The sequence below is a fragment of the Embleya australiensis genome (assembly GCF_051903075.1).
In the GTDB taxonomy this organism is placed as follows: Bacteria; Actinomycetota; Actinomycetes; order Streptomycetales; family Streptomycetaceae; genus Embleya.
In genome coordinates this window covers 2,478,777-2,501,182 of the sequence record NZ_CP182422.1, presented here as the reverse complement: position 1 = coordinate 2,501,182, position 22,406 = coordinate 2,478,777, and the positions used below count along the sequence as shown (strand labels likewise).

Annotated in this window: 19 protein-coding genes; 8 read left to right on the top strand and 11 right to left on the bottom strand. The window is 71.7% G+C overall.

Going from position 1 to position 22,406, the window contains the following annotated elements:
* Positions 1-190: 190 nt before the first annotated feature.
* Together ACMXN5_RS10440 and ACMXN5_RS10435 are read right to left on the bottom strand one after the other, a co-directional pair.
* On the bottom strand, positions 191-382 hold the full coding sequence (locus tag ACMXN5_RS10440) for a DUF397 domain-containing protein (RefSeq protein ID WP_439674998.1): 192 nt from the start codon (positions 380-382) through the stop codon (positions 191-193).
* Positions 379-1,200 carry a helix-turn-helix domain-containing protein gene (locus ACMXN5_RS10435; RefSeq protein WP_439674997.1) on the bottom strand — a complete coding sequence of 274 codons (822 nt, stop codon included), beginning with the start codon at positions 1,198-1,200 and terminating at the stop codon, positions 379-381. Before ACMXN5_RS10435 ends, ACMXN5_RS10440 begins: the two co-directional genes overlap by 4 nt.
* 114 nt (positions 1,201-1,314) lie before the next feature.
* Between ACMXN5_RS10435 and ACMXN5_RS10430 the strand changes: the two genes are divergently transcribed.
* From ACMXN5_RS10430 to ACMXN5_RS10410, 5 genes are all read left to right on the top strand, one after another.
* Complete coding sequence (locus tag ACMXN5_RS10430; protein WP_439674996.1) at positions 1,315-1,509, top strand: hypothetical protein; 195 nt, start codon at positions 1,315-1,317, stop codon at positions 1,507-1,509.
* Between the two features lie 8 nt (positions 1,510-1,517).
* Positions 1,518-1,823: a hypothetical protein gene (locus ACMXN5_RS10425; protein ID WP_439674995.1), complete on the top strand. Its 306-nt coding sequence runs from the start codon at positions 1,518-1,520 to the stop codon at positions 1,821-1,823.
* A gap of 406 nt (positions 1,824-2,229) precedes the next feature.
* Positions 2,230-2,436 carry a putative ATP-grasp-modified RiPP gene (tgmA, locus tag ACMXN5_RS10420; RefSeq protein ID WP_439674994.1) on the top strand — a complete coding sequence of 69 codons (207 nt, stop codon included), beginning with the start codon at positions 2,230-2,232 and terminating at the stop codon, positions 2,434-2,436.
* 10 nt (positions 2,437-2,446) lie between these two features.
* Positions 2,447-3,388 (top strand): ATP-grasp ribosomal peptide maturase, encoded by a 942-nt coding sequence (tgmB, locus tag ACMXN5_RS10415; protein ID WP_439674993.1) that lies wholly within the window; start codon positions 2,447-2,449, stop codon positions 3,386-3,388.
* Complete coding sequence (locus tag ACMXN5_RS10410; RefSeq protein ID WP_439674992.1) at positions 3,385-4,581, top strand: ATP-grasp peptide maturase system methyltransferase; 1,197 nt, start codon at positions 3,385-3,387, stop codon at positions 4,579-4,581. Before tgmB ends, ACMXN5_RS10410 begins: the two co-directional genes overlap by 4 nt.
* Positions 4,582-4,621: 40 nt before the next feature.
* Here the strand turns inward: ACMXN5_RS10410 and ACMXN5_RS10405 are convergent, their stop codons facing one another.
* The 3 genes from ACMXN5_RS10405 to ACMXN5_RS10395 all read right to left on the bottom strand — a co-directional run bounded on the left by ACMXN5_RS10405 (position 4,622) and on the right by ACMXN5_RS10395 (position 11,221).
* A complete protein-coding gene (locus ACMXN5_RS10405; protein ID WP_439674991.1) occupies positions 4,622-6,361 on the bottom strand; it encodes an ABC transporter ATP-binding protein in 1,740 nt (579 codons plus the stop codon).
* A complete protein-coding gene (locus ACMXN5_RS10400) occupies positions 6,358-7,977 on the bottom strand; it encodes an ABC transporter transmembrane domain-containing protein (RefSeq protein ID WP_439674990.1) in 1,620 nt (539 codons plus the stop codon). Before ACMXN5_RS10400 ends, ACMXN5_RS10405 begins: the two co-directional genes overlap by 4 nt.
* Positions 7,978-9,676: 1,699 nt before the next feature.
* Positions 9,677-11,221: a fatty acyl-CoA synthetase gene (locus ACMXN5_RS10395; protein WP_439674989.1), complete on the bottom strand. Its 1,545-nt coding sequence runs from the start codon at positions 11,219-11,221 to the stop codon at positions 9,677-9,679.
* A 125-nt stretch (positions 11,222-11,346) separates the two neighbouring features.
* Between ACMXN5_RS10395 and ACMXN5_RS10390 the strand changes: the two genes are divergently transcribed.
* From ACMXN5_RS10390 to ACMXN5_RS10380, 3 genes are all read left to right on the top strand, one after another.
* Entirely contained in the window at positions 11,347-12,609 is a 1,263-nt protein-coding gene (locus ACMXN5_RS10390; protein WP_439674988.1) for a glutamate-5-semialdehyde dehydrogenase, read from the top strand.
* A gap of 127 nt (positions 12,610-12,736) precedes the next feature.
* Positions 12,737-13,396: an SCO2584 family spore wall biosynthesis protein gene (locus ACMXN5_RS10385; protein ID WP_439674987.1), complete on the top strand. Its 660-nt coding sequence runs from the start codon at positions 12,737-12,739 to the stop codon at positions 13,394-13,396.
* 179 nt (positions 13,397-13,575) lie between these two features.
* Positions 13,576-14,625 (top strand): SCO2583 family membrane protein, encoded by a 1,050-nt coding sequence (locus ACMXN5_RS10380; protein WP_439674986.1) that lies wholly within the window; start codon positions 13,576-13,578, stop codon positions 14,623-14,625.
* 31 nt (positions 14,626-14,656) lie between these two features.
* Here ACMXN5_RS10380 and ACMXN5_RS10375 read toward each other — a convergent pair whose 3' ends face one another.
* From ACMXN5_RS10375 to ACMXN5_RS10350, 6 genes are all read right to left on the bottom strand, one after another.
* A complete protein-coding gene (locus ACMXN5_RS10375) occupies positions 14,657-15,061 on the bottom strand; it encodes a hypothetical protein (protein WP_380002956.1) in 405 nt (134 codons plus the stop codon).
* A 45-nt stretch (positions 15,062-15,106) separates the two neighbouring features.
* On the bottom strand, positions 15,107-16,243 hold the full coding sequence (gene proB / locus ACMXN5_RS10370) for a glutamate 5-kinase (protein WP_439674985.1): 1,137 nt from the start codon (positions 16,241-16,243) through the stop codon (positions 15,107-15,109).
* Positions 16,244-16,354: 111 nt separating this feature from the next.
* Complete coding sequence (gene obgE / locus ACMXN5_RS10365; protein WP_395789462.1) at positions 16,355-17,800, bottom strand: GTPase ObgE; 1,446 nt, start codon at positions 17,798-17,800, stop codon at positions 16,355-16,357.
* Between the two features lie 109 nt (positions 17,801-17,909).
* Positions 17,910-18,164 carry a 50S ribosomal protein L27 gene (gene rpmA / locus ACMXN5_RS10360; protein ID WP_020550744.1) on the bottom strand — a complete coding sequence of 85 codons (255 nt, stop codon included), beginning with the start codon at positions 18,162-18,164 and terminating at the stop codon, positions 17,910-17,912.
* 11 nt (positions 18,165-18,175) lie between these two features.
* On the bottom strand, positions 18,176-18,490 hold the full coding sequence (gene rplU / locus ACMXN5_RS10355; RefSeq protein WP_078977259.1) for a 50S ribosomal protein L21: 315 nt from the start codon (positions 18,488-18,490) through the stop codon (positions 18,176-18,178).
* A gap of 210 nt (positions 18,491-18,700) precedes the next feature.
* Positions 18,701-22,351 carry an Rne/Rng family ribonuclease gene (locus ACMXN5_RS10350; protein WP_439674984.1) on the bottom strand — a complete coding sequence of 1,217 codons (3,651 nt, stop codon included), beginning with the start codon at positions 22,349-22,351 and terminating at the stop codon, positions 18,701-18,703.
* Positions 22,352-22,406 lie beyond the last annotated feature (55 nt).

Genomic DNA, 22,406 nt, shown 5'->3' with positions numbered 1-22,406 from the left:
AGGCACTCCTTCCTCTCGGCGCCGGCAGCGACCCACCCGACGACGCTGACCGGCCCGGGACCCGGCACCTCGCAACCGAAGCGCACTCTCGCCGGAAATACCCCGGTTGGTGGCGCGAGACAGCAACCGGGACAGCGGGCCCGCCGATGGCAGGCCCGCTGTCGTGTCTACGCGACTGCCGAGCGGCGAGTCATGCCTTGATCGCGCGGAGCAGGGCCGACCACGACTTGGGTGCGATGGTGATGTGACCGACGCTCGGGTCCTTGGAGTCGCGGGTGCCGATGGCACCGTGGAGCGGGCTGACCTCGACGCATTCTTGGGCGTTCTGGCCGCTGTGGCTCGACTTCCGCCAACTGAGGAACTCCGGGCGCTTCTCGGTCATTTGCTCTCCAAGAGGTCTAGCAGAAGCCCACGCGAACGCGAGGGGGAAAGGGCCTCAGCTCGCAAGAGATCGTATCGACGCTGCTTCTCCGCAACTACGTGCCCCTCGGTGACCATTTGCCCCTCGATCATGCTGTCCACGTAGGCGCATTCACCCCGGCCGGGGATCGTGAGCAGGACGAACGGGCCATCCATGCAAGGATGCAGGCCGCAATCCATCGGGACTACTTCGAGCACGACGTTCGACAGTTCGCTCACCTTCAGTAGGTGCAGAAGCTGAGGTTCGGCTACCTGTGGATCGTGCTTGAGTCGGATGAGTGCGGCTTCATCGACAGCAGCCCAGTACTCCGGCGCCTCCTTCTTGGTGAGCAAGCGCTGTCGCCCGAGTCGTCGTGCGACCCAGGATTCGATGGTTGCCGGCGAAAACCTGGCATGGTGCAAGAGCGCCCGAACATAGTCCTCGCACTGGAGTAGCCCGGGGATCGTCTGGGGCTGGAAGGTACGGATGCGAGTTGCCTGGCGCTCGGACTCCGTGAAGTTCTCGAACCAGCCGGGTTGCCCCTCCGCCAGGCGGTATGCGTGGAAAGCAGTGGCGACCAGCAGACCGGTTCGACCAAGGACTCGATCGAGGTCTGCCGCGAACTCGGGACTCGGTCGCCGGTCAGCGGTCTCGATCTGTCCAACAAACGACCCTGTTGAATGCAACTCGCTCCCGAGGTCCTGCTGTGTCTTGCCTGCGAGTTTGCGAAGAAATCGCAGGTGAGCGCCGAAGAGGTCCCACAGGGATGCCTCTGGATCAAGTTCTTTCGCTGCCGGCATCGCGCGCCTATTCGTCAGATTCAGATGCTGAATCCCGCCCCGTGCCAAAGGTAGCCCCCATGGTGTTCGCTCAGTAGCGGTTCGGTTACGGATCACCGTCGTGAGGAGAACTCCATGGGCGTGCGAGAGGGCGTGAGCCGGATGACGCTGAGCGTCTACCGGCTTCACCCGAATGGTGAACGTGAGGACATCAAGCCCGCTGCGGACTACGAACTGGGCGACGCGTCGCGGTGGTTGCCGTGCGGCGCGGTCGTTTCGCGGAGGGATGTGCCGGCTTCGGCGGAGTCCGAGCAGTGTCGTCCCGGCTGAGGTGGGCGATGGCCGAGGGCGAGGCGGGGGTCCGGTTCGGGCGTGGGCAATACGTGGTGGCGCGTCGCGGATGGGCACGCACCTTCGTGGGCGACGATCCCGAGCCGGTCCATCAACAGGTGCCGCGTTGCCGGGTGTTGGACGTGATCGAGCGACCGGATGGGGTCCACTACCGGGTGCGTGGTTGGTGGGTGGTGCCGTTCCGATTCGTGGTGCCCGGCGATCAGCTCGTGCTGCATCCCGACCAGAGAGAGGCCAGGAGAGCGGATGGACGCTCACGATCGACCCGCCGCTCCGGCGCCGGCGCGTGGTAGCGCGCCCCGCACGTTCGTGGGCCGGTGCGGCTCGGGCGAGGCCGAGTTGCTTCCGCCGGTGGTCCGCCGATGTGAACGAGCCGGTGGGCCGGGACCGCCACCGGATCGGGAGGCCCGCTCACTCGTCGTGGGCGATTGGGTGCGGATCAACGCGGACGGTGAGCGCACTGCGCAACCCGACGGCGAGGTCGTGGTGGTCGATGTCTTCCCGCCCGGTCGATCCGTGATCGTCCAGCCACCCGGCCACGCGATGCCATGGGTGCGATGGGAGCACGAGGTCCGCCGCATCCCGATCCCACCAGAGCGGCTACGAGAAAGGAATATCGATGCAAAGACCCACGACAGAGCCGACGCACGTGCCAACACCTGACGCCCGAGGCGAGAAAGAAGAACCGAAGTGACCTCGATGAGCACCGAGCGCGAGCCGTTCGGTATGAGGTACGCGGCCGGCCAGACCAGCGCGCCTGCGGACAGCGCAGGAGTGACCTATGACCGGGAGTTGCAGATCGCGGTAGCCGCAGACGGCAATCCATGGGCGTTCAGCGCGCCCAACGACACGAGCAGCGCCACCAACTCCGACAGCCGTAACGACGAGGGCACGGACCTCTGGTAGGGAGCGCCGAGTGGCGGAAGACCCGGGCGGGTCGGTGCTGGTCCTCACGAACCGGCTCGATCCCACCGCTGACCTGGTCGTCGATCACCTGAATCACCGAGGTGTCCCTGTATTTCGCTGTGACACCGCCGAGTTCCCGACCCAGCTCACCCTTTCGGCGACACTCGCGAGTGGCTGGGTGGGGAGTCTCGACAACGGTGTTCGACGTCTCGACCTGGCCGCCGTGCGGTCGGTGTACTTCCGCAGGCCCGAGGAGTTCCGGATGCCCGACGGCGTCTCCGAGGCCGGGCGGCGGTTCGCCGCCGCCCAGTCTCGGGCGGGATTCCTCGGGGTCGTCGGAGCGATCCCCGGCTTGTGGATCAACCACCCCGCACGCGATCTCGAAGCGAACCGCAAGCCCCTTCAACTCGTCGTGGCAGAACGTTTGGGGCTGCGTCCACCTCGCACGCTGGTGACCAACGACTGCGCGGCGGCACGGGAGTTCGCCAAGCATGTCGCCGGCCCCGTCATCACGAAGAGTCTCGGGGCCGCCGTCCATACGGTCGTCGTCGATCCTGCCGAGTTCGACGACTCGATTGCCCTCTGCGCCCATCTCTTCCAGGAGTGGGTCGACAAGCGCCACGAGGTGCGGTTGACCGTGGTGGGAGACAGGTTCTTCGCCGTGGAGATCCATGCCGGATCGGAGGCCGCGAGGGTCGACTGGCGTTCGGATTATTCGAGCCTCACCTACGAGCTCACGGTGGTGCCGAAGAACGTGCGCCGACGTTTGACGGCGTTCATGGCGCACTTCGGGCTCGTCTTCGGGGCGTTCGACTTCATCGTGACCCCGGGCGGGGAATGGCGTTTTCTTGAGGTGAACCCGAACGGCCAGTGGTCGTGGATCGAGCACAAGACCGGCGCGCCCATTTCGCGCGCCATTGCCGACCTCTTGGAGAAGGGCGACACGGCGTGACCGAAACTGCCGCACACATGGAAGACCGCGCGCGATCTCTGCGCGAATGCCTCGTCAGGGAGCTGGAACAGGACGGTTCGCTGCGTACCGAACCGTGGCGGAAGGCAGTTCGGGCCGTACCGCGACACGCTTTTCTGCCGACCTTCTTCGCGGATGCGCCGGACGAGCGCGGCGTTACGACGTACAGGGCGGTGAGCCACGAGATGTCGCCCGAGGAGTGGCTGCGTCTGGTGTATGCGAACAGGACGTGGGTTACCCAACTCGACTACGGCGCGACGCTGCCAACCGATGGTGCGCCGGTCACGGGCACGCCCACCAGTTCGTCCACGCTTCCCTCCACCGTGGTGCGCATGCTCGAAGACCTCGATGTCCAGGACGGACACAACGTCCTCGAAGTGGGGACGGGCACGGGGTACTCGACGGCACTACTCTGCGCTCGGCTCGGCGATCGACACGTCACGAGCGTCGAGTACGACGCGGGCCTTTCTGCGGCCGACGCGAAGCGGCTGGGGACTTTGGGCTTTCGTCCTGCCCTGGTGGTGGGCGACGGTGCGCTGGGGCATTCGGAGCGGGCGCCGTATCAGCGCATCATTGCCACCTACTCGCCGGACGCCGTGCCGCCGGCCTGGTTGGCACAGGCGGACCGGGACGCCGTACTACTGCTCTCGCTCACCGGGGCGCTGGGTGCCTACGGGTACGTCAAGTTGCGCATGATCGAGGTCGGGCGCGCCGAAGGGCGGTTCGTTGACTCCGTTGTGTCCTTCATGCCCTCACGTGAGAGTTCGCCGCCGGAGGCCGGTCCCCTGATGCGGGCGGCGATCGCCGCCCGGACGACAATGGCGGGGCGCGAAACGGGGATTGCTGCCGAAGTTCTCGACGACCCGGCCTTCCTGTGGGCGGCGCAGCTCGCTCTCCCGGGCACGATTCGGCTTCGCTACTCCGCCGCGCGTGAGGTGACGGGGCGCTGGTTCCTCCACGCGGACGGGTCGTGGGCGGTCGTGGAGAGCGACGCCGCCGGTACGGGCAGGCTGTACGAGGGCGGATCACGGCCGCTGGGGAGCGACCTCGAAGCGGTGGCGGCCTCTTGGCGGTCGAATGGCCGACCGGGCCTGGGGCGGTACGGGCTTACGGTCACGCCGGGGGCCAACGTGGTGTGGTTGGACGACCCGGGTGGTGACTCTTGGACCCTCTGACGCGGCTGGAAGGCCCCGGCCACGGGCGAGTCGCGCTCACTCACCCGTGCCAGGACCGCCACAGCGCCGCGTAGGCTCCGTCGGCGGCGATCAGCTCCCGGTGGCTGCCCAGCTCCGTGATGCGGCCGTCCTCGACCACCGCTACCCGGTCCGCGTCGTGCGCCGTGTACAGCCGGTGTGCGATCGCGATCACCGTTCGGCCCTCGATCACCGCGCCCAACGAACGCTCCAGGTGCCGGGCCGCGCGAGGGTCGATCAGCGACGTCGCCTCGTCCAGTACGAGCGTGTGCGGGTCGGCCAGTACCAACCGGGCCAGTGCCAGCTGTTGCGCCTGAGGTGCCGTCAACTCGTGGCCCTTGGGCCCGACTTCGGTATCCACCCCGGCGGGGAGCCCGGCCACCCAGTCCGCGTCGACCGCGCGCAACGCCGCCAACACCGCGTCGTCGTCGGCGTCCTCGCGCGCCAGTAGCAGGTTGTCCCGCAACGTGCCCCGGAACACGTGGTGTTCCTGGGTCACCAGCGCGACCCGGCCGCGCAGTTCGTCGAGCGGCAGGCCGACCAGCGGCACTCCGCCCACCTCCACCGTGCCCGACGTCGGGCCGTTGACCCCGGCCAACAGCCGCCCCAGTGTGGACTTTCCGGCCCCGCTCGGCCCCACCATCGCGATCCGCTCGCCCGGTCGCACGGTCAGGTCGATGCCGTGCAGCACCTCGCGCCCCGAGTCGTACGCGAACCGCACATCGCGCACGGTCAGCGTCTCGTCCACCGGCTTGGCGTCGGTGGGTTCGCGGTCGGACGGCACGTCGGCCACACCCAGCAGCCGGGCCAGCGAGGCCGCCGAGATCTGTACCTCGTCCAGCCAGTTGAGCAGTTCGTCCATCGGCCCGATGATCAACTGCACGTACAACACCGCGGTCGCCACCTCGCCGAGCGTGGCCCAGCCGTGCAGATACGCCCAGCCGCCGAAGGCCGTGGTCGCCACCACCGGCAGCATGTAGCCGAAGTCGACCGTCGGGTACCAGATGGTGCGCAGCCACAGCGTGTACCGCTCGGCCGCGTACGCCTTGCCGACGTCGTCGTCACCGCGCCGCCGACGCCGATCGGCGAGCCGCAGCGCCTCGACAGTACGCGCGCCCTCGACCGTCTCCGCGAGCGAGTCGGTCACCTGCGCCCAGGCGGCGTTCTCGCGCAGATAGCCCGCCGGCGCCCGGCGCAGGTACCACCAGGTGACCGGGATCAGCAGCGGCACGGTGATCAGCAGCGGCAGCGCCAGCAGCGGGTTGAGCAGCAGCAGCCCGGTGAAGGTCAGCACGATCGTCACGGCTGCGACCAGCACCGAGGGCACCGCGCGGCGGGCCGAGCGGGACATCGCCGCCACGTCGCGATTCGCCCGGCCGAGCAGGTCGCCGGAGCCGGCCCGCTCGACGGTGGACAGCGGCAGGTCCAGGATGCGCTCCACGAACTCCTCGCGGACCTGCGCGAGCAGGCCCTCGCCGAGCCGCGCCGCGGCCACCGCCGCCTGACGCACGATCAGCGCCTGGAGCAGCAGCGCGCCGGCGATGCCCAGGCCGAGCAGGTCGATCGTCCGGGTCGGGGCGTCGTCGCGGACCTTCTCGATCAGTACGCCGAGCAGGCGCGGCGCGACCAGTCCGGCCACCGCGGCGAGCGCGTAGAACAGCACGGTCAGGATCAGGTCGCGCTGCCGCTCGCGCAGCAGCCGCACGGCGTGCCGGCCGACCTCGGCGGCCGGGGCCACCGGCAACAGGCGGCGCGCGCTCACGCGTTCTCCTCCTCGTCGTCGTCGACACGGGTGACCAGTGCCGCGTATCCCGGTTCGTTCGTGAGCAGTTCGCGATGCGGTCCGACCGCCATGACCTTGCCGTCCTGGACGTAGGCGACCTCGTCCATGGTGTCCAGGACGAGCGGACTGGTGGTGGCGACCACCGTGGTACGCCCGCGCCGGTGCGCGGCGAGCCGGCCGGCGATCCGGGCCTCGGTGTGCGCGTCCACCGCGCTGGTCGGCTCGATCAGCACCAGCGTCTGCGGGTCGGCGACCAACACCCGGACCAGGCGCAGGCGTTGTACCTGGCCGCCGGAGAACTCCCGGCCGCGGGCCGCGATCTCGGTGTCCAGGCCCTCGTCCAGCGCGTCGATCACGTCCGCGGCGCAGGCCACCTCGACCGCCTCGGCGAGGTCGACGCCGCCCCCGCCCCCGCCACCGGGGGTCAGTTCGCGGCGCAGCGGTCCGGAGAACAGCCCGGCGTCGTGGTGCGCGACCAGGATCCGCTCGCGCACGTCGGCCACCGCGAGGTCGGCCAGCGGCACGTCGTGGTAGAAGACGTCGGCGTCCTCGTAGCGGCCGAGCCGATCGGCCAGCGCGGGCGCGTCCTGCGGGTCCTCGCAGGCGATGCCGAGTTGCACGCCGGGCCGGACCACCAGGCCGGAGCGCCGGTCCACCAGGTCGCCGGGCGCCAGCCAGGCGAGCGGGTCGGGCCGGTCCTCGACGCCCGGCGCGAGGCCGAGCACCCGCACCACCCGGCGGGCCGCGACGTGGCCGCGGACGACACGGTCGGCGAACTCGGTGAGGGTGGAGAGCGGGACGGTCAGGAACGCCGCGTAGCCGTAGAACGACACCATCTGACCGACCGTCAGGCGGCCGTCCAGGGCGAACCGGGCGGCCAGCCAGGTACCGAACGCGACGAAGAAGCCGGGCACCAGGAACTGCGCGGCCTCCAACATCGATTCGATCCTGGCGGTGCGTACGCCCGCCACCCGCAACTCCTGCGATTCGCGCCGGTAGCGGGCCCCGAAGCTGCGCTCACCGCCGATGCCGCGCAGCACGCGCAGCCCGGACGCGATGTCGACGGCCCGATCGGCCAGCCCGGACTGCAGTTCGCGGTAGGCGTTCTGGCGCCGGTGCAGCGGCCGCAGCAGCAGCGAGACCAGACCCATCAGCAGCGGCACACCGATCAGGACCAGTAGCCCGAGCGGTACCGACATCTGCAACAGCACGACGGCGACCACGGCGAGCGTGACCACCGAGGCGCAGCCGCGTGCGGTGATGTCCAGGGTCGAGCCGATCGCGTCCACGTCGGAGGTGCCGACGCCGACCACCTCGCCGGAGGCGATCCGGCGTTGCAACACCGCGCCGAGCCGGGCGGCGTGCCGGGTGACGAGCTGGATGGTACGAAAGGCCGAGTCGAGGAAGTTGGCGACCGCGTTGCGGTGGCGCATGATGCCCGTGAAGCCGATCAGCACGGCGATCCCGAGCAGCACGCCGGACCAGGCGTACAGCCGTCCCTCGTCCCGCGCCTCGACAGCGTCGATCGCCCGGCCGACGGCGGCGGGCATGAGGGCCTGGGCCACCATCCACACCGACGCCCAGACGATGCCCATGACAATCGTCCGCCGGGTGCGAGCGGCGAGCCAAAGCAGGTAGCGGCCCGCCGACCGGATATCGGGATCGCCGGGGTCGGCGACGGGAAACGTTCGCATTGTCCAGCGACGCTAACCCGCGACCCCGGTCACGTTCCACGCATTATTCCCGGCCTCGGGCGGGTCGGAAGCCGCCCGAGAGCGGCGAGCACGATCGGGGTGGTGAGCGGCCGGCGTTGCGCCTTGGGTTGCGGGTGGCCGGCCCGGGGCTGGTCAGAGTCGGTGGTGGGCCGCCGCCAGCGCGCGGGGCTCCAAGAGCCGGGGGCCCGACGAGGCCGGTGTGTTGCTCGGCGAAAACCGGCCGGCAGCGGCGGGGTGGGAGGGTGGGTGGTCGGGTCGTGCCCGCCGGGGGGCTTCCCGGTGGGCCGGGCGCTTTCGGCGGGCGTTGCGTTTGTGGTTGCGAGTGGCTGGTGCAGGGCTGGTCAGAGTCGGTGATGGGCCGCCGCCGGCGTGCGGGGCTCCGAGACTGTGTGCCCCCGACGAGACGGGTGTGTTGGTCGGCGAAAACCGGCCGGCAGCGGGGAGCAGGGAGGGCGGTCGAGTCGGGTTCCCCGGGTGGCCTTCCCGAGTGAGTCGGGCGCTTCCGGCGCGCGTTGCGGCTTGGGTTGCGGGTGGCTGGTGCAGGGCTGGTCAGAGTCGGTGGTGAGCCGCCGCCGGCGTGCGGGGCTCCGAGGCTCCGGCTTTCGGCGAGACGGACTCGTTGCTCGGCAAAAACCGGCTGGCAGTAGCGGGACGGGAGGGCGGTCCGGTCGAGTCCTCCGGGGAGCCTTCCCGGGTGGGGTTGGGGGGCTTCGAGGGCCCTTTGAGGGGAGTTGAGGCTCGAAACCGGATCGCGATGGGTGGATGTGGGCTTTGAGTTTCGGTGACCTGCGGTTTTGTGGTGTCGGGGCGGAAAGTCGGGCGCCGAGTGCCGGTTTCGTGTGCTCCGGCCCCCTCAATGCCGGTGTGGAGGCCGAAACCGCACAGTCGGAGCCGGCTTTGGGTGTTGCGACCTCACAGAGGCCGTCGACGCAACCGAAAGTGCCCAATGGGAGCCGAACCCGGATCCCGAGGCGCTCGAAACGGCCCCAGCCTGCACTGACCTGCGGTTTTCCCTCACGCTGAGCCACAACACCCCAGGCAAACCGGATTCATGAGCCTTCGGGAGGCCCCTCGGAGCACCCGACCCCAGCGCCCTCCCTCCCCGCTACTGCCGGCTGGTTTTCGCCGAACAACACACCCGTCTCGTCGGGCGCCCGGCTCTCGGAGCCCCGCACGCCGGCGGCGACTCACCACCGACTCTGGCCAGCCCCGGACCAGCCACCCGCAACCCAAGGCGCAGGGCGCGCCGGAAGCGCCCGGCCCACTCGGGAAAGCCCCCCGGAAGACTCGACCGGACGGCCCTCCCTCCCCGCTGCTGCCGGCTGGTTTTCGCCGAGCAACACACCCGTCTCGTCGGGCCTCCGGCTCTCGGAGCCCCGCACGCCGGCGGCGGCCCATCACCGACTCTGACCGGCCCCGCACCGGCCACTCGTAACCACAAGCGCAACGCCCGCCAAAACACCCGGCCCACCCGCGAAGGCCACCCGGGGAACCCGACCCGACCACCCGACCCGACCACCCACCCGACCCGACCACCACCCACCCCTCTCATCGCCCCCGGCGGTTCGGGTGTCGGGCGCTACTCGGCGGCCAACTTCGCGTGTTCGTCCCGGAGTTGGCGTTTGAGGATTTTGCCGCTGGGGTTCTTCGGGAGCGACTCGGCGATCACTACATACTTGGGGACCTTGAAGCCCGCCAGGCGGGTCTTGCAGTGTTCGATGACCTCCTCCCGCGTGATCCGCCCGCCCGGCCGCGGCACGACCACTGCCGTGACCGCCTCGATCCAGTACGGGTGCGGGACGCCGAAGACCGCCGCCTCCGCTACCGCCGGGTGGGCGTGGATGGCCTCCTCCACCTCTCGGCCGGCCACGTTTTCGCCGCCGGTCTTGACCATGTCCTTCTTGCGGTCGACCACCGTGAGGTAGCCCTCCGCGTCCAGTACGCCGAGGTCGCCGCTGTGGAACCAGCCGTTGCGGAAGACCTCGGCGGTGCGGTCCGGGTCGTTCCAGTAGCCGAGCATGGTGTGGGGGCCGCGGTGCACGATCTCGCCCACCTCGCCGGGTGGCACCGGGCGGTCCTCGTCGTCGACCACGGCCGTTTGTACGTTGAGCCCCGCGCGTCCCGCCGAACCCGCCTTCCGCTCCTGGTCGTCCGGGCCCAGGATGGTGGCCACCGGCGACATCTCGGTCTGGCCGTAGAAGTTGTACAGCCGCAACCGCGGCAACCGGCGCCGCAGTTCGCCCAGCACCTCGACCGGCATCGCCGCCGCGCCGTAGTAGCCCTTGCGCAGCCCGGACAGGTCCCGCGTGTCGAAGTCGGGGTGGCGCAGCAGCGCGATCCACACCGTCGGCGGGCAGAACAGCTTGCTCACCCGCTCGCGTTCGATCGTGGCGAGCAGCGTGGCCGGGTCCGGCGCGGGCAGGATGATCGACGTCGCGCCGAGGTAGACGTCCGGGGTGAGGAAGCAGTGCAACTGCGCGCAGTGGTAGAGCGGCAGGGCGTGGATCTCCACGTCGTCGGCGGCCATCCCGCCGTCGATGATCGCGGTCGCGTACTGGGCGATCAGGTTGCGGCTGGTCATCACCGCGCCCTTGGGGCGGGACTCGGTGCCCGAGGTGTACATGATCTGGACCGGGTCGTCGTCGAGGAGCGCCACATCCGGCACCTCGCCGCCCTCGGCGATCAGCCCGGCGAACGGCTCCCACCCCGAAACCGCCGGGCCGAGCACCACGCGCAGCACCTCGCGGCCGGCCAGGGCGGCGTCGGCGGTGGCGGTCAGCTCGGGGCCGGCCAGCACGGCGATCGCGCCCGCGTGCTCCAGGACGTAGCCGACCTCGGGCGCGGTGAGCATGAAGTTCACCGGGACCGAGACCGCGCCGAGCCGGGCCAGCGCGAAGTAGGCCACCACGAACCCGTGCGAGTTGCGGGCGAGCAGCACCACCCGGTCGCCCTTGCCGATGCCGCGCGCGGCCAGTGCCCCGGCGGCGCGCGAGACCGTGTCGTCGAGTTCGGCGAAGGTCTGCCGCAGCTCGCCGTCCACCACGGCGAGCCGGTCCGGCAGCCGGGCGGCGGTACGCGTGAGCAGGTCGGCGATGCCGTGCCGGCGGGCCTGGACAGCGGTCACGGATGGCTCCTCGCCTCGGTGAAGGGTGGAGGCGTCATTGTGTCCGGCCCACCCGCCGGGCGGAAGCGTCTCGCCCGCTGAAATCGTCGTGTTGATCACCGACCCGGCTAGGTAGGCTTGCGGGCATGACCAGCAGCGCAGCGTCCGCAGTCCTCGACACCGCCCGTCGCGCCCGGGAGGCCGCCGCCGTCCTCGCGCCACTGACCCGGCGGGTCAAGGACGACGCGCTGCTCGCGCTCGCCGACGCGCTCGTGGCCCGCTCGGCGGAGATCGTCGCGGCCAACGCCGAGGACGTGGAGCGCGCCCGGGCCAACGGCACCGGCGAGGCGATGATCGACCGGCTCACCCTGACCGACGAGCGGATCGCCGCGATCGCCTCCGACGTACGCGACGTGGTCGGCCTGCCCGACCCGGTCGGCGAGGTGCTGCGCGGCTCGACCCTGCCCAACGGCCTGGAACTGCGCCAGGTGCGGGTGCCGCTCGGCGTGGTCGGGATCATCTACGAGGCCCGCCCCAACGTCACCGTCGACGGTGCCGCGCTGTGCCTGAAGTCGGGCAATGCGGTGCTGCTGCGCGGCTCGTCGTCCGCCTACCGCTCGAACACCGCCATCGTCGCGGTGATGCGCGACGCGGTCGTCGCGGCCGGCCTGCCCGCCGACGCCATCCAGCTGGTGCCCGGCGAGACGCACGACGCGGTGAAGGAGCTGATGACCGCGCGCGGCCTGGTCGACGTACTGATCCCGCGCGGCGGGGCGAGCCTGATCCGCACCGTGGTCGAGGGCTCGACCGTGCCGGTGATCGAGACCGGCGTGGGCAACTGCCACGTCTACGTCGACGCGCAGACCGACCTGGAGATGGCCGTGAACATCCTGGTCAACTCCAAGGCGCACCGGGTCAGCGTGTGCAACTCGGCGGAGACGCTGCTCGTGCACCGCGACGTGGCCGACGCCTTCGTCCCGCTCGCGCTCGCGGCCCTGAAGGACGCGGGCGTGACCGTACACGGCGACGCCGCGGTACAGACCTACTCGGCCGACGTGGTGCCCGCCACCGACGCCGACTGGGACACCGAATACCTGTCCTACGACATCGCCGCCGCCGTGGTGCCCTCGCTGCACGACGCGGTCGCGCACATCCGCCGGCACTCCTCCGGCCACACCGAGGCGATCGTCACCACCTCGCAGGCCGCGGCACGCGAATTCGTGGCCCTGGTCGACTCGACGGCTGTGATGGTCAACGCCTCGACCCGGTTCACCGACGGCGGCCAGTTCGGCTTCGGCGCGGAGATCGGCATCTCCACGCAGAAGCTGCACGCGCGTGGCCCGATGGGGCTGCCCGAGCTGACCAGCACGAAGTACGTGGTCACCGGCGACGGCCACGTGCGCTCCTGATCGACTCCGGAACCACCCGTCCGGGTCCGGTGCGCCGAGCCGGGTCCCGGAGCGGCGCGGTGAAGGGCCCCAGACCGGTGCCTTGAATCGGTATCCATCGGAGTGCCTGCGGTAATACTGTCTAGGAGTGCCCGATTCACCAGGGCCAGAGTTCCCGGACGGCCCAGACTTTCCCGAGTTCTCGGAGGACGAGCTTTCCTCCGTCGTCTTCGACGAGTCCTTCGTGCGCGCGGCCCGCGTGCACGAACCCTCGGCGACCGAGCGTGGCGCGGCAATCGACGCTGCGCCCACCCCCACCGCGGCCGCGCCCGAGCGGACCGACCGGACGGCCGAACAGGCCGACCGCTCCGACTGGTTCGACGACGGGACGTATCCACCCGACGGCGAGGACCCGTGGCGGGCCCGGACCGTACCCGGACACGACACCGCGCCGGTGTTGCCGCACGTGCCGGCCTGGTTCGCGGGCGAGCCGTGGGCCAAGGCCGCGCGCACCACACGCTGGCGGCGCGGCGTGGCCTGGGTGCTGGCCCTGCTGATGGGGGTCGGCGTGGTGGCGATGGCGGTCACCGCCGTCTACCGCAGCGGATCCTCGCAGGGACCGAGCGCGCCCCGGCAACCGTCGGTGGGCACCGGTCGCAGCGCGACGACCGACAACAACCCCGTGCCGGCGCCGCCCGGCCAGGACACCTCCCAGGTGCGAATAACCGTCGCGCCGGGGGATTCGGGCGCGGCCGGCGGTACGGGGGCACCGTCCCAGGCGGCGGTGGCACGTTCGGGGCCCGGCTGAGGAGGGGCGAGCCCGCCGGGAGCCAGGCACCCCGGTCCCCAAGGGAGACACGGCCCGCTCGCGACCCAGCCGCCCGCTTCCGCGAGGCACGCCCCGCTCGCGACCTTGCCGAACACCCGCCGCAAACCCCCGCGCCCGGGTGCATATCCACCCGCTCGCGCGCGACTTAAGCTGATGCCATGTCCGGACGGGGAGTACCCCCCGAAGGCCCGAACAGGGGTGGGCCCGACGGCGAGGACGAGTTCAGCGCCGTCGTATTCGACGCGACCTTCGTCCGTGCGGCGGACCTGCACGAGCCCTCCGCGCGGGAGCGGCTGCACGCGGGCAAACGACCGCACCGGCAGCGCCGGGTGCTCGGTGTCCGGCTGCGCACGCTGCGCGGCGTGGCGGGTGTGCTGGTCGTCCTGCTGGTGATCGGCGGCGCGACCTTCCTCGGCGCCCGGCGGGCCACCACCGCCGGATCGCACCTGGAGGTCGGCCCCGCTGTCCTGCAACGGGTCTCGCTGACCCCGCCCGTGGGCTACGCGACCGGCCCGCTGCCCGCCGACCCGATGGCCGGCGGACCGGCCGCCGGCTGGGCCCAGGGCGTCGCCGGGATCGCCATCGGCGAACGCCGCGAAACGGCCCACTACTCCGCCGTCCAGGTGGGCCAAGCCCTCGACCTGGTCCGCGAGTTCGTGGTCGGTACCCAACTCGACCCGACCGTCCTGGCGGGCGGCCGGCCGTGGGCGGCGCTGCCCCTGCTGCGCCGCGAACAGCGCGACCAACTCGGCGCGGCCCTGGTCGCCCCCCTCGACGACGACGTATCGGCCCCCACCGGCTGGATCACCCGCTTCGACCCGGCGGCGATCCGGGTCCTGGACGCGGCCCCCAGGGTGGCCGGCACCATCACGGCCGCCGAGCACGCGCAGCGCGACCTCGTGGTCACCGCCGACGTGGTGCTCGTCTACGCCGTCGCCCAAGTCGGCGGCCCCGGCTGGACCCGCTTCGTGGTGCACCGCGTCTGGGACTTCCACACCGACGCGCCGATGCTGCACGACGGCCTCCTCCAGGTCCGCCGCATCCTGACCGTGGCCGGACCCCAGCCCTGCACCCCGGACAACGCCACCTGGTTCCACCCCACCTTCACCGGCCCCACCCCGGCCGACGCCCCACCCCAGCCCGAACAGATCGACCCCTTCCACCCCACCCCACCCACCACCTGCACCCGCATGGCAGCGGTGCCGTAGCCGCCGCGCCCGGCGCTCGTCGTACCGGCGCTCAAAACGGTTGTACGCGGCCCGGCTGGATGGGGAGGGGGGCCGGGGCGGCGGCGCGTTTTTGGTAGGTGGGGCGGTCGACGACCTCCAGGCCGATCAGCTCCCACGGGGGCAGGTCCGCGCTCCGGCGGTGTTCGCCCCACAGGCGCAGCGCGATCGCGGCGGCGTCGTGGAGGTTGGGAGCCTCCTCCCAGTAGCGCACCTCGGCGTGGTCGGCGGCGTAGCGGCCGGCAAGCAGGAACGGGTGTTCGTGGGCGAGGCGTTCCAGCGCTCGCCGCACGTCCTCGGGGTCGCCCGGTGGGCCGGCCAGGGTCAGCGTGATGTGCCACATTCGGCCCGCGCCGTCGGGTTCGGTCCGCGCCGGCGTCGTCGGCTGTCCCCAGGGGCGGTCCCCACGCTCCGGCACGGCCGGCCTCCCGTCGGCGAGCTGCTGATCTTCGGTGGTCGTCGCTCAGCGGCGCAGCAGCACCAGGTCGTCGCGGTGGACGACCTCGCGCTCGTAGGCCGGACCCAGCTCCCGGGCCAACTCCCGGGTGGATCGCCCGAGCAGACCCGGCAGTTCCTTCGCATCAAAGTTGACCAGTCCACGGGCCACGATGTGACCGTTTTCGTCAACCAGGTCCACCGGATCGCCGGCGACGAAACCGCCCTGGACACCGGTGATTCCGGCCGGCAGCAGCGAGCTGCGCCGCTCCACCACGGCCCGCACGGCGCCGGGATCGAGCGCGAGCCGACCGCGCGCGGTGCTCGCGTGGGCCAGCCACAGGAGCCGGTCGGCCGTGCGAACTCCAGTGCGGTGGAAGAGGGTTCCGGTGTCCTTGCCGGCCAGCGCGTCGGACGCGAAGCGGGTCGCGGTGAGCACCACGGGGATGCCCGCCGAGGTGGCGATGCCCGCCGCCTCGACCTTGGTGACCATCCCGCCCGTGCCGACCCCGGATTTGCCGGCCTTGCCGATCTCGATGCCTTCGAGATCGGCCGGACCGGTCACGAACGGAACCCGCGAGGACGTCGGCTTCGCCGGGTCACCGTCGTACAGCCCGTCCACATCCGACAGCAGGACCAGCAGATCGGCGTGCACGACGTGCGCGACCAGGGCCGCGAGCCGGTCGTTGTCGCCGAAGCGGATCTCCTCCGTGGCCACCGTGTCGTTCTCGTTGACCACCGGCACCGCGCCCATCGCAAGCAGCTTGTCCAGCGTGTTGTACGCGTTGCGGTAGTGCGCACGGCGGGTGACGTCGTCGACGGTGAGCAGCACCTGGCCCACGCGCAGGCCGTAGCGGGCGAACGAGGCGGTATAGCGGGCCACGAGCAGCCCCTGGCCCACGCTCGCGGCGGCCTGCTGGGTGGCGAGGTCGCGTGGTCGGCGCGCCAGGCCCAGCGGCGCGAGGCCGGCGGCGATCGCCCCGGAGGAGACCAGGACGACCTCGATCCCCTCGGCCCGCTTGGCCGCTATCACGTCCACCAGGACGTCGACCCGATCCGGGTCCAGGCCACCCTGCGCGGTCGTCAACGAGGACGAACCGACCTTGACCACGATGCGGCGCGCGGAGGTTACGTCCTCGCGCGCCGCGTCGGCCCCACTGTGCACTTCAGGCCCCGCTTTCCGGTCGGGAAATTCGAGAAGGTCACCCGGACCGCGCGCCGGCGGACATCCACCGGACCGCGCTGTCGGGGGAAAGCCATCGGACTACGGCGTGCGTCAGGAGTCGTCCGAGAACGGGTCGAACTCCTCGTACTGCGTCTCGATCGCCTCACGTTCGCGGCGCCGGTCCACCGCCGGGCGGTGCGTCTGCAGGCGGTGGTCCTCACCGCGTCGGCCCAGCATCTCGGCGCCGGCCGCGACGGTCGGCTCCCAGTCGAAGACCACACCGGTGACGTCGTCGCCGATGACCACCTCGGCGCCGGGGACCGCCCCCGCCGACCACAGGGCCTCCTCGACCCCGAGCCGGGCGAGCCGGTCGGCCAGGTAGCCCACCGCCTCGTCGTTGCTGAAGTCGGTCTGGCGCACCCAGCGTTCGGGCTTGGCGCCGCGCACGATGAACGCCTCGTCGCGCCGGGTGACGGTGAAGCCGCTGTCGTCGACCGCGGTCGGGCGCAGCACGATGCGGGTGGCCTCCGGCGCGGGCGCCGCGTCGCGGGCGCTCTGCACCTGGGCGGCCATCGCGAAGGACAACTCGCGCAGCCCCGCGCGGCTGACCGCGGAGACCGGGAACACCTGGAGCCCGCGCGCCTCCAACTCGGCCTTGACCAGGTCGGCCAGGTCGCTGCCGTCGGGCACGTCGACCTTGTTCAGCGCGACCATCCGGGGCCGGTCCTCCAGGCCGCCGTAGGCGGCGAGTTCGGCCTCGATGGTGTCCAGGTCGGTGATCGGGTCGCGGCCTGGCTCCAGCGTCGCGCAGTCGAGGACGTGGACCAGCGCCTTGCAGCGCTCCACGTGCCGCAGGAACTCCAGGCCCAGGCCCTTGCCCTCGCTCGCGCCGGGGATCAGGCCGGGTACGTCGGCGACGGTGTAGACGACGTCGCCGGCGGTGACCACGCCCAGGTTCGGCACCAGGGTGGTGAACGGGTAGTCGGCGATCTTCGGCCGCGCGGCGCTGAGCGTGGCGATCAGCGACGACTTGCCGGCGCTGGGGAAGCCCACGAGCGCGACGTCGGCGACGGTCTTCAGCTCCAGGACGAAGTCGCCGGCCTCGCCGGGTTCGCCGAGCAGCGCGAAGCCGGGGGCCTTGCGGCGAGGCGAGGCGAGCGCGGCGTTGCCGAGGCCGCCGCGACCGCCCTGGGCGATCACGTAGCTGGCGCCGTTGCCGACCAGGTCCTCGACGAATTCCTCGTCGCCGTTGGGGAGCAGCCGCTTGACCACGGTGCCGTCCGGCACGGGCAGGATCACGTCGCTGCCGTTGGGGCCGGTGCGGTTGGCGCCGGCGCCGGGCTTGCCGTTGGTGGCCTTGCGGTGCGGGTGGTGGTGGTATTCGAGCAGCGTGGTGGTGTTGGCGTCGACGACCAGCGTGACATCGCCGCCGCGACCGCCGTTGCCCCCGTCGGGGCCGCCGAGCGGCTTGAACTTCTCGCGGTGCACGGAGGCCACGCCGTGGCCCCCGTTACCCGCCGCGACGTGCAGCACGACGCGGTCGACGAAGGTCGTCACGTGGATTCCTCCTCGGCTCCCGAGTGGGGAGCGAACACTGTGGACAAACACCCGAGGGCGGACCGAATAGGGTCCGCCCTCGGGTGTCGAAGCGAATGCCGCGGCGTGATTATTCCGCCGGGACGATGTTCACGACGCGGCGACCGCGCGCGGTGCCGAACTGCACGGCGCCGGCCGACAGCGCGAACAGCGTGTCGTCGCCACCGCGACCGACGTTGGTGCCGGGGTGGAAGTGCGTACCGCGCTGGCGGACGATGATCTCGCCGGCGTTGACGACCTGGCCGCCGAAGCGCTTGACGCCGAGGCGCTGCGCGTTCGAGTCACGGCCGTTCCGGGTGGAGGATGCACCCTTCTTGTGTGCCATGTCGCTGCTCCCTACTTCCCGGAGTTGATGCCGGTGATCTTCAGCTGGGTGTGCTGCTGGCGGTGACCCATGCGCTTGCGGTAACCGGTCTTGTTCTTGTACTTCAGAATGTCGATCTTCTTGCCCTTGGTGTGGTCGACGACCTCGGCCGTCACCTTCACACCCGCGAGGACCCACGGGTCACTCGTCACGGCTTCACCGTCTACGACGAGAATGGCCTGGAGCTCAACTGCCGTGCCCGCCGCACCGCGAATGCGGTCGACCTGGACGACGTCACCGATGGCAACCTTGTGCTGCCTGCCACCGGCGCGAACGATCGCGTACACCGTGGATCTCTCTCTCTGCAGGGTCCGAGCCCCTGAAGCCAGCCACACCGAACAGAAATCGGGGGCCTCCTCCGAAGCTTGCGATCCGGAGGGTGGTTGCTCAGGAGCCTGTGCCTAAGCACACCAAGGGCAAAGGTTACAGGATGCCCGGGGCCGAAGGCCAAACGGGTCCGCCCCGGGGATACCACCCCGGAGCGGACCCGGTACGGCTCAGCTTCCGCTCGCCGCCGATACCGGTTCGGCGCCGTCCGCGGCACCCTCCGGCGGGCCGGCGGGCCGGGTCGCCCGCCGCGACGTCTTGCGCGGCTTGGCGGCGGCCTTGGCCGGCTTGGCGGGCTCGGCCTCGGCCGGAGCCTCGGTCGCGACCTCGGCGGGGGCCGCGGTCTTCGCGGCCCGCTTGGTCGCCTTCCGCGCCCTCGCGGGCGCCGCCGGTGCGGCCTCGGGCGCCGCCTCGGGTGCGACCTCGGGCACGGCCGACTCCGTCGCCTCCGCCTCGGCGGCGGCCTTCTTGGCCGACTTCCGGGGCGCCTTGGCGGCGGTCTTCTTCGCCGCCGTGGTCTTGGCCGCGGTCTTCTTGGCGGCCGTCTTCTTGGCGGCGGCCTTGCGCACCCGCTTGGCCGGCGCGGGGGCCTCCTCGGCTTCCTCGGCCTGCTCGGCCGCCGCGACCGGTTCGGCCGGTACGTCCGCGCCCTCGATCACCGCGGGCTCGGCCTCGGGGGCCTCTGCCGGCGGAGTCTCGACGACCTCGACCGGCGCCACCGGCTCCGGCACGATCTCCGCCTCGACGACCTCGGCGGCCTCGGCCGGCTCCGCGACGTCGACGACCTCGACGTCCTCGAACGCCTCGGCGATCGCGGGCACCTCGACGACCTCGACGACCTCGTCGAACTCCGGCACGTCCCGCTCGACCGACTCGTCCGTCTCGACGATCTCGGTGATCGGCCCGCTGCCGTTGCGGTCGGCGTGGCCCTTGTTGCGCTTGCGCCGCCCACCGCCACTCGCCGCGCCGTTGCCGCCGTGGGTGTGTCCGCCGTTGCCGTGGCCCTTGGCCTCCGGCGCGTCCATGTGCACGATCACGCCGCGCCCGTTGCACCGCTCGCAGTTCTCCGAGAAGGCTTCGAGCAGACCCTGTCCGACCCGCTTGCGGGTCATCTGGACCAGGCCGAGCGAAGTCACCTCGGCGACCTGGTGCTTGGTCCGGTCCCGGCCCAGGCACTCCATCAGCCGGCGCAGGACCAGATCGCGGTTGGCCTCCAGGACCATGTCGATGAAGTCGACGACGATGATCCCGCCGAGGTCGCGCAGTCGGAGCTGGCGGACGATCTCCTCGGCCGCCTCCAGGTTGTTGCGGGTGACGGTCTCCTCGAGGTTGCCGCCCTGACCGGTGAACTTCCCGGTGTTGACGTCGACCACGACCATCGCCTCGGTGCGGTCGATCACCAGCGAGCCGCCGCTGGGCAGCCAGACCTTGCGGTCCAGCGCCTTCATCAGCTGCTCGTCGATGCGGTACGTCGCGAAGACGTCCACCTCGCTGGTCCACCGCGACAGGCGCGGGGCCAGGTCGGGGGCCACGTGGCCGACGTACTCGTGGATGACGCCCCACGCCTCGTCGCCCGAGACGATCAGCTTGGAGAAGTCCTCGTTGAAGATGTCGCGGATGACCCGGACCGTCATGTCCGGCTCGCCGTACAGCAGCGAGGGCGAACTGGTCGTGATCATCTTGGACTTCTTCTTGATGTCCTCCCACTGGGCCTGGAGCCGCGTCACGTCGCGGGTCAGGTCCTCCTCGGTCGCGCCCTCGGCGGCGGTGCGCACGATGACGCCCGCGTTCTCCGGCACGATCTTCTTGAGGATGGTCTTCAGCCGGGCCCGCTCGGTGTCCGGGAGCTTGCGGCTGATCCCGGTCATGGTGCCTTCGGGCACGTACACCAGGTAGCGACCGGGCAGCGAGACCTGGCTGGTCAGCCGGGCGCCCTTGTGGCCGATCGGGTCCTTGGTGACCTGGACCAGGACCGACTGGCCGGGCTTGAGCACGGCCTCGATCCGGCGCGGACCGCTGAAGCCCGCCGCCTCGAAGTTGACCTCACCGGCGTACAGCACCGCGTTGCGGCCCTTGCCGATGTCGACGAACGCGGCCTCCATCGACGGCAGCACGTTCTGGACCTTGCCCAGGTAGACGTTGCCGACGTAGGCGGACTGAGTGTCCTGGCTGCGGCTCACGTAGTGCTCGACGAGCACGTCGTCCTCGAGCACGCCGATCTGGGTGCGGTCGCCGTTCTGGCGCACCACCATGACCCGCTCGACCGCCTCGCGGCGGGCCAGGAACTCCGACTCGGTGATGATCGGCACCCGACGGCGACCCTGCTCGCGCCCCTCGCGGCGGCGCTGCTTCTTGGCCTCCAGACGGGTCGAGCCCTTGACGCCCTGCACCTCGTCGGTGGGGCTGTCGGCGAGCACGTCGCGCTTGCGCGGCTCGCGGACCTTGACCACGGTGCGCTCGGGATCGTCCTGCGGCTCGGCGACGGGCTCGTCGGCGGCCCCGTCGCGACGACGGCGCCGCCGGCGACGGCGGCTGCTGGTGGTCGCGCCGGCGTCGCCCGGGTCGTCGGGGTCGGCGTCCTCGTCGGGGCCGTCGCCGACGCCCTCGATGCGGTGCTCGTCGTCCTCGTCGGAGCCGTGGTCCTCGGCGCCGTCGTCACCGCGACCGCGGCGGCGTCGGCCACCGCGCCGGCGGCGACGGGTCGGGCGGTCGCCGTCGGTCTCGTCCTCGTGCGTCTCGTGCGCCTCGGCGCCCTCGGGCTCCTCGGTCGGCTCGGTCGGCTCGGCCGTGGCGACCGCGCGGCCCGGGTGCCGCTCCTGCTCGTCCTGGTAGCGCGAGTCCTGCGGCTCGGCCTCGGCCGCGCCGTGTACCTCGTCCACCGGCAGCGCGCGGCGCCGGCGACGCCGACTGCGCGGCTCCTCGGGCGTGGTACCCGGCTCGGCCGGGGCGGTGTCCTCGGCCGGCGCGGCGACCGGTTCGGCGGCCCGCTGCGGCGCCGCGAAGACCGCCGCCTGCGGGGCCTGGAACAGCGGCTGGAAGACCGGCGGCGGCGTCTTGCGCCGAGACGACGGGGCCACCGGCTCGGCGGCCGCCTCGGGCTCGGCCTCGACCACCGGCGCGACCTCGGCGACGGGCGTCGCCTCGGCCTCCTCGACGGCCGGCACCGCACGCTTGCGGGTACGCCGGGTTCGCCGCGGCGCCTCCTCGGCCTCGGCCTGTGGGGCCTCGGCCTGCGCGGGCTGCGCGGGTTCCGCGGCCCGGGAGACCTGCGCGGTCTCGGCGACAGGCTCGGGCGCGACCTCTTCGGGGGCCGCCTCGGGCGCGACGGCGGCCCGCTTGCGGGTCCGCCGGACCCGACGCGGCGCCTCCTCCTCGGCCGGCGCTGCGGCCTCGGCGGCGACCTCCGCCGGCGCGGCCTCGACCGCCTCCGTCGGCGCGGCCGCGATGGCGGCCGTGTCGGTCACCGGCGCGGTCACCCGCTTGCGGGTACGCCGCGTCCGTCGCGGCGCCTCGGGCTCCGGCTCCGGCTCGGGTTCCGGCGCGGCGTCGACCGGTGCGGTCTCGTCGACCTCCGGCTCCTCCTCGTCGGCCTCGCCGGCGGGCGCGGGCGCCTCGGGCGTCACGGCAGCCGGAACCGGCGCGGCCTCGGGTGAGGGCACGCTCGGCGGTCCGGCCGGACGGCTGGCGGCGCGCCGACGGCGGCGGGGTGCCGACGTCGTGGCCGTGTCGTCCTTCGTACTGCTGTCGTTGTCGGTACCGGGGTTTACCACCCCGGAAGTACCTGATGTCTCAGGCGTGTCGTTGGGCTCGGTGTCGAGCATGCGGGTCTGTCTCCCGTCACGCTTCCGGGCGCTCCAACGCAGGGCGCCGCGCGGA